We start from the raw sequence: 6,801 nt of genomic DNA on the forward strand, positions 1-6,801 counted from the left end.
TTCCTTGCTGCTCGACGCTGCTGCCTGTCCTGCCTTTTGGCCTACTGCCCGGGGACCTTCTGCTGGGGCGCCGGAACGGAGCCGCCGTGAAGCGCGGGTGCCGGAGCCGCTGCAGCCGCCTGGGCAGCAGCGGGGCGCTGGGGAACAGTGGCCTGTGCCGGGTTCGCGGCGGGGGCCGGGCCGGCGGCGGGAGCGGGAGAAGCCTTCCCGGCGTCCGCCGTCGTGGCCTTATCCGCTGCTGCACCCTTGGGAGCCGGCGGGACAATGAGCTGCCCGGCTACGGCCGGTGCCGGGATGACCGCTCCACCCGCTGCACCCTTCACTGCCGGGGTGGCTTTTCCTGTGACTGACAGGGTGGACAGATCGATCTGGCCTTTCACCGTGGACGCCACCATGCCAAGCTCAGTGGCTTTGGCCGCCAGGTTCTGCGGGGCCTCGAAGTTCTGTACCTGCTGGGTCAGGTCCTGGTTGGTCTTGGTCAATGAGCTCTGCTTGGCGCGCAACTCCACCAACTGGTACTGCGCGGTGGAAACCGAGATGTTCAGGACCAGTACCGCAACCAGGGCGACGGCGAGCATGGCAAAGCAGAGCACGACAAAGGGGGCCCGGCGCTTCCGGGGCGCGGTGCGGACGACGGAAAGCGGCGTACGCCCCTTCCGGCCTACGCCCGGTTCACCCGCAGGCCTGGCATCGGCCGCCGAACTGCCGGAAACGATGGGAAAGTTCTTGACGGCGGCGGTGCTCATGCAGCTCTCCTGGCTCTGATTCGTTCTGCCGCGCGAAGCCTGGCGGAGGCAGCGCGCGGGTTTTTAGCAATTTCGACGGCGGTGGGCACCTCAGTGCCTTTGGTCAGGGTCTTGAGTTCAGGCTTGTGCTCTTCCAGCTCCACGGGGAAGCCGAGGGGAGCAGAAGACTTCGAGCGGGCCTGGAGGACGCCTTTGACGATCTTGTCCTCGAGGGAGTGGTAGGACATGATCACGATGCGGCCGCCGAGAGCCAGGGAGTCGACGGCGGCGGGCACAGCCCGTTCCAAAGCATCAAGTTCCTCGTTGACCTCGATCCGCAGGGCCTGGAAGGTCCGCTTGGCAGGGTGTCCGCCGGACTTCGCGGCGGAGGCAGGCACCACGGAACGGATCTGCTCGACGAGTTCGCCGGTGGTGGTGAACTCCTTCACCGCACGTGCTGCAACGATCCGGTTGGCGATCCGGCCGGCGAACTTTTCCTCGCCCCATTTGCGGATGATCCGGACCAAGTCTGCTTCGCTGTAGGTATTGACCACATCCGCTGCCGTTTGGCCGCGGCTGGTGTCCATCCGCATGTCCAGCGGGGCATCGAACGAGTAGGCGAAGCCGCGCTCCCGCTCGTCCAGCTGCAGTGAAGAGACACCAAGGTCCATCAGGATGCCGTGCACTTCGGCCACGCCGAGGTCTGCCAGCACGTCCTGGATTTCGTCGTAGACCGCGTGGACCAGGTCGGTCCTGGCAGCGAAGGGAGCCAGCCGCTCCCCCGCGAGGGCCAGTGCTTCCTCGTCACGGTCAATGCCGATGAGGTGGAGGTCGGGGAACCTCTGGAGCATGGCCTCGGAGTGGCCGCCCATCCCCAGGGTTGCGTCCACGGCGATGGGGGTTTCCCCGCGGAGCCTCGCCGCTTCGAAGCCCGGTGCCAACAAATTGATGCACCGGTCGCGGAGGACCGGCACATGGCGTTCGGACGTGGGCTTGGGTTGATCGGTCATGCCTGGTCCTTTCCCGCCGTCGTTGTCACCTGATGCTTCTGGGACCAGATCCCCATCCGCACCTACCGTTCCGCCCGCCTGGCTCCGGGGAAGGTGAGCCAGGTTGGCAGCCGATGGGCCGGCTGGAGATCTCATCCAAGAAGCCGCCTGCTGCCCCGCTCCGGATTCAGAGAATGCCCGGAATGGGATCGTCAGTTTCGGAAAAGGCTGTCTCCTTCTCCGCGAGGTATTCATTCCAAGCCTGGGCGTCCCAGATCTCGGCGCGGGTACCGGCGCCGATGACGGCAAGTTCCCTTCCGAGTCCTGCGTACTCCCGGAGCGCCGGTGGAATGGTCACGCGCCCCTGCTTGTCAGGTACCTCGTCAGAGGCTCCAGAGAGAAATACGCGGATGTAGTCACGTGCCTGCTTGGAGGAGATTGGCGCCTCCCGCATTTGCTCATGGACCCGTGCAAATTCCTTCTCACTGAAGACGTAGATGCAACGTTCCTGGCCCCTTGTGAGCACCAAGCCGCTGGCAAGCTCCTCGCGGAACTTGGCCGGGAGAATGATCCGCCCCTTTTCATCCAGACGTGGCGAGTGAGTGCCCAGAAACACTGGCCCACCGCCTGTCCGCTGTCAGGAACTGCACATCCCCTATGTTGCAACCACCCTCTTATGTCCTCCACATTACTCCACTTTCCACCACAGTCAACGCGAAACGGGGGCTGCGGCGCTCTAATTGTGGGAAGGAAGGCCCGAAATAGCGGGAATTTTGGGCGGTGGTGGAAAGTGGAGGGCTTTTGTCTTGGCGGGTCCCGGTGAATTCCCTCAAGCGGGCACTGACAGGCGGAATGCCCTGGACCGCGTTTCTTAAACGCGAAAAGACCCGCCGTAGCGGGTCTTCACGGGCGATCCCCTGTGGTCAGGGGAGCAAATTGGAGGGATTCGGCATCCGGGTCTCCAAGGGGTTTAGGGCTCCCCCCTGCGGCGCTCGTCCCAGCGTTCTTCCAGGCTGCTCATGAATGAACTCCGTTGCTTGCCTGGCTTTGCCCCGCCACCCTTGGCGGCTGCACCTCCACGGGAACTTCGCATGGTGGCGAAGTACACCCCACCGCCCATGACGACGAAGCCCAGGACCCCGACGAAGATGTTCTGGAGTGTGACACCGAGCAGCAACAGGAACACGCCGGCCAGTGCGCAGAGGACCCCAATAACAACATGCCTCGTGGACCATGAACGCCCGGGGTCCGAACCCAATGAGTTCGCGAACTTCGGGTCGTCCTCGTGAAGCTGCTTCTCAAGCTGCTCAAGCAGCTTCTGTTCGTGCTCCGACAGCGGCATCACGACCTCCTTTTGTAGGCCAACGTCCGGGCTGATCCCAGCCACTACTTCTACTCCGTTGGAACGCCTGCCATTGCTGGAAAGTTCCCGTTTTCCCAGTCGTGGCAAAACGGGAATTCAGCATGCGGTCGCGGGAGCGGGAGCATGTCCAAGAGGGTCCGGCAGTAAGTCCATTCACTCGAAAACTATGTATCTCTAAGGATAGATTGTTGACGCCTGATCTGAAAGACGGCAATGACTTCGGCAAATCCCTCAAGCAGGCCGTTGCGTGCCGTCCCCGGCCCGGTTTTCCGGCTCCATTAAACGTGCCGGCAGCACGGACTTGCTGCCGAACCTGCGGGTCACCTCGTCAAGGGCCTGCTCGGCCGCCCTCCAGTTCTCGTCCCGGCGGTCGATGCTGAGCTGGAGCGAGGTACGCGCCGCCTCCTCGAGCTGCTCTGCCCGGACGCCCACGAGCCTTACGGCCATCGCCCTGGTTCCGAGCGACTCCAGGAGCTGCAGTGCCACTGCGTAGATCAGCTGGGCGCTGTCCACCGGAGTCTGCACCGTCCTGCTGCGGGTTACGGTGGAAAAATCCGCGAAGCGCAACTTCAGCGCCACGGTCCTGGCCACCATTCCGGAGCCCCGCAACCGCCCTGCCGTCCGGTGCGAGAGCCGCAGGAGTTCCCGGCGGAGGAGCGCGTCGTCGTCGGTATCCGTGGCGAAGGTTTCTTCGGCTCCAATGCTCTTTTCCAGCCGCACCGGGGTAACCGGGCGGGGATCGATGCCCCAGGCAAGCTGGTGCACATGCTCCCCCGTGGCCCCCAGGACCTTCTTAAGGGAGGAGACCGGGGTTGCGGCAACGTCCGCCACCGTCCTGATTCCCATTTTTGCCAGGACCTCCCCGGTTTTCGCCCCTACACCCCACAGGGCACCTACGGGAAGGCTGTGCAGATACGGCACGGTTTCATCCGGCCCGATGAGCAGCAGCCCGTCCGGCTTGCACCGGGTGGAGGCAATTTTCGCTACAAACTTGGTCTCGGCGATTCCCACGGAGGCGGTGATGCCCAGTTCGGCTGCGACCCGGCGGCGGATCAGCTCACCTATTCCCCTCGGCGGCCCCAGCCGGCGGAGCGCGCCGGTGACGTCCAGGAACGCCTCATCCACACTGAGGGGCTCCACGAGCCCGGTGATGGACTCAAAGATCCCCATCAGCTGCCCCGACACCTCGTAGTAGAGCTTGTGCCGCGGTTCAATGACCACCGCCTGCGGACACATGCGCATGGCCACGGCCATGGGCATCGCGGACTTGACGCCGAAGGCGCGGGCTTCGTACGAGCCGGAGAGGACAACTGACCGCTCTCCCGGGAAGCCCACGATCACGGGCTTGCCGCGAAGTTCGGGGCGCGTCCGGAGCTCCACGGAAACAAAGAAAGCATCCATGTCCACGTGCATGATGCATGTGCGCCGGCGCCCCTGGGGGCGCGCGGCCGATGGTCGGTTCGTACCTGCGGGCCCCACGGCTGCAATCCTATCGGCTTATGGGACTCTGCTGTTTGTCGGGAGCGCAGCGGAGGCTGGCTAAACTGGAGGCTGATTTTGCCAACAACACCAGGAGGAAAGTCTCTGTGACGGCTATTGGAAACTTCAAGCCAGCAGGCTTGGCCGCGCTTGCCGCTGCGGCGGTGCTGGCCCTGGCCGCCTGCAGCCAGACCCCCTCCGGACAGGCAGAGCCTTCCCAGTCCGCACCCCCTGCTGCCACCCAGTCCACCCTCACGGCTTCCCCCAGCCCGTCGGCGTCGCCCAATACTTCCGCGACTGTCGGCGCGGTGGTGGCCGGCTTTCCGCAGCAACTCCTCCCCTTGATGACCGGGGCAACAGTCGTGTCCAGCAGCTTCGACAAGGCCTCCACACCCTCCACCGCTGCCCTGGTCGGGACGGTCACGGCCCCTACCGCTTCGGTCCTTGACTTCTATACGAAGGCCTTGGAAGGCCAGGGTTTCAAGGCCGTTCCCGGCGACAAGGTGGGCGGGGTGGCTTCCAAGGATTTCGTCCGCGGTGACAACGAGACCGTCAACCTCTCGGTGGTCGAAGCCGCGGGCGTTTCCACGTTCACCATCGGCGCCAACGTGGCAGCTGAGTCAGCCAAGTGACGGCAGCGGAGCAGCTACGGAATGAACAAGCCGACTTCGTGGCAGGCGTGGCAGGCGAGCTCACGGGATTCCTGACCGCGCGGCAGTCAGTAATGTCCGGCATCTCCCCGGACATCGAACCAATCATGGGTTCCATCTCCAACCTCGTCACCGGCGGCAAGCGCCTCCGCGCCCTGATGTGCTACTGGGGCTGGCGCGGCGCAGGGGGCGAGGCCGGGGCCAGCCAGGTTGTCACAGCCGGCGCTGCGCTTGAGCTGTTCCAGGCCGCCGCACTGATCCATGACGACATCATCGACCGCTCGGACACCCGCCGCGGCGGTCCCAGCGTCCACCGGCGCTTCAGCGAGTTGCACACGTCCCAGGGCTGGGCACTGGACAGCGAACGGTTCGGCCAGGCGGCCGCCATCCTTGCGGGCGATCTTTGCCTGTCCTTCAGCGAGGAGGCGTTTACCGACATCGGTGAACGGGCCGCCTCCGGAAGCAGGGCGAGGCTGATTTTCAACCTGATGCGAGCAGAGGTCATGGCCGGCCAGTACCTGGACATCCTGGAGGAAGTGGCGGGACCTGTCCGGGACCGGGCGGGAGCGGTCGGCAGGGCGCAGTCCATCATCCGGTTCAAGAGCGCCAAATACTCCACCGAGCACCCACTGGCCCTGGGCGGAGCCCTGGCCGGAGCGTCGAATGAACTGCTCCGCGGCTATTCGGCTTTCGCACTTCCGCTCGGCGAGGCCTTCCAACTCCGCGATGACGTCCTTGGCGTGTTTGGGGATCCGCTCACCACCGGCAAGCCGGCCGGCGATGATTTGCGCGAAGGAAAACGTACTGTCCTGGTGGCCCTCGCACTGGATCAGGCGACCCCGGAAGAGTCCGCATTCATTGATGCGAGCCTGGGCAGCCCCGACCTGTCGGACGCTGACATCCTGGAAATCCGGCGCATCATCGAGGATTCCAGAGCGTTGCAGGCCACCGAAGTCCTTATTAGTGAGTTCGGCGCTGCAGCATTCGAGGCACTTGATGGGCTTCCGTTGGAGGAGTTGCCCAAAATTGCGCTTCGGAAGCTGGCTGAAGCTGCTGTCAGCCGAGCCTCCTGAAGCTGCGGTTTACCAGGCCAGGGTCTGGGCCCTGCGCCTGATTTCGGTCTTGCGGCCTTCCCGCAGCGCGTCAATGGGGCGGCCCCGCAATGACTCGTCGGCCGTAAACAGCCAGACAATAAGGTCCTCATCCGAGTAGCCGGCGTCGGCCAGCACCACAATGGTGCCCTTAAGGCTGTCCACTACCTGGCCATCCTGGATGAATTCGGCGGGAACAGACCGGATCTTCCGTTCCCCCACCCGTAGTGCCACCAGGGCACGCTCATCAATGAGGCTATGGACCTTAGTGATGGAAACATCCAATAAACGGGCGACGTCGGGCAGTGGCAACCACTCGCCCACCAGGTTTTCTACATTACTCACGGATCAAGGTTGCCATGCAGCCCGGCCCGGCGCCTAGTTGTATTGACCTGAGAGGTTGGTGACGCGGCTGGCCGGTGGCTGACCGTTGAGTGAGACGTGGCCTCGATGATGATTGTAATGATGGAGCCAGTCGGCGAAAGCGGCAACACGCTCGGCCTC

8 protein-coding genes and 1 pseudogene are annotated in these 6,801 nt (G+C 64.1%); 2 read left to right on the forward strand and 7 right to left on the reverse strand.

Annotation, left to right across the window (positions count from 1 at the left end):
* Nucleotides 1–41: 41 nt before the first annotated feature.
* From ACETK3_RS16340 to dinB, 5 genes are all read right to left on the reverse strand, one after another.
* Nucleotides 42–746: a hypothetical protein gene (locus ACETK3_RS16340; protein WP_236802016.1), complete on the reverse strand. Its 705-nt coding sequence runs from the start codon at nucleotides 744–746 to the stop codon at nucleotides 42–44.
* Nucleotides 743–1,735 (reverse strand): 16S rRNA (cytosine(1402)-N(4))-methyltransferase RsmH, encoded by a 993-nt coding sequence (gene rsmH / locus ACETK3_RS16345; RefSeq protein WP_373993179.1) that lies wholly within the window; start codon nucleotides 1,733–1,735, stop codon nucleotides 743–745. The genes ACETK3_RS16340 and rsmH overlap by 4 nt, the downstream gene beginning before the upstream one ends.
* A 166-nt stretch (nucleotides 1,736–1,901) precedes the next feature.
* Nucleotides 1,902–2,330, reverse strand: coding sequence for a division/cell wall cluster transcriptional repressor MraZ (gene mraZ / locus ACETK3_RS16350; protein ID WP_018763545.1), 429 nt, complete (start codon nucleotides 2,328–2,330; stop codon nucleotides 1,902–1,904).
* A 354-nt stretch (nucleotides 2,331–2,684) separates the two neighbouring features.
* On the reverse strand, nucleotides 2,685–3,056 hold the full coding sequence (locus ACETK3_RS16355) for a DUF3040 domain-containing protein (protein ID WP_236802015.1): 372 nt from the start codon (nucleotides 3,054–3,056) through the stop codon (nucleotides 2,685–2,687).
* A 252-nt stretch (nucleotides 3,057–3,308) separates the two neighbouring features.
* The gene (dinB, locus tag ACETK3_RS16360) at nucleotides 3,309–4,490 is read right to left on the reverse strand and encodes a DNA polymerase IV (RefSeq protein WP_237430243.1); all 1,182 of its coding nucleotides are present in this window, start codon (nucleotides 4,488–4,490) and stop codon (nucleotides 3,309–3,311) included.
* A gap of 173 nt (nucleotides 4,491–4,663) precedes the next feature.
* Here dinB and ACETK3_RS16365 point away from each other — a divergent pair, with 173 nt between their 5' ends.
* Together ACETK3_RS16365 and ACETK3_RS16370 are read left to right on the forward strand one after the other, a co-directional pair.
* Complete coding sequence (locus ACETK3_RS16365) at nucleotides 4,664–5,188, forward strand: hypothetical protein (protein ID WP_236802013.1); 525 nt, start codon at nucleotides 4,664–4,666, stop codon at nucleotides 5,186–5,188.
* Nucleotides 5,185–6,279 carry a polyprenyl synthetase family protein gene (locus ACETK3_RS16370; protein ID WP_236802012.1) on the forward strand — a complete coding sequence of 365 codons (1,095 nt, stop codon included), beginning with the start codon at nucleotides 5,185–5,187 and terminating at the stop codon, nucleotides 6,277–6,279. Before ACETK3_RS16365 ends, ACETK3_RS16370 begins: the two co-directional genes overlap by 4 nt.
* Nucleotides 6,280–6,288: 9 nt before the next feature.
* Here ACETK3_RS16370 and ACETK3_RS16375 read toward each other — a convergent pair whose 3' ends face one another.
* Both ACETK3_RS16375 and ACETK3_RS16380 read right to left on the reverse strand, forming a co-directional pair.
* Entirely contained in the window at nucleotides 6,289–6,642 is a 354-nt protein-coding gene (locus ACETK3_RS16375; RefSeq protein WP_236802011.1) for an Rv2175c family DNA-binding protein, read from the reverse strand.
* A 33-nt stretch (nucleotides 6,643–6,675) separates the two neighbouring features.
* Nucleotides 6,676–6,801 (reverse strand): annotated as a pseudogene (locus tag ACETK3_RS16380) (IS481 family transposase); the annotation flags it as partial.

It is taken from the genome of Arthrobacter sp. E44 (genome assembly GCF_041877125.1).
Taxonomy (GTDB): Bacteria; Actinomycetota; Actinomycetes; order Actinomycetales; family Micrococcaceae; genus Arthrobacter.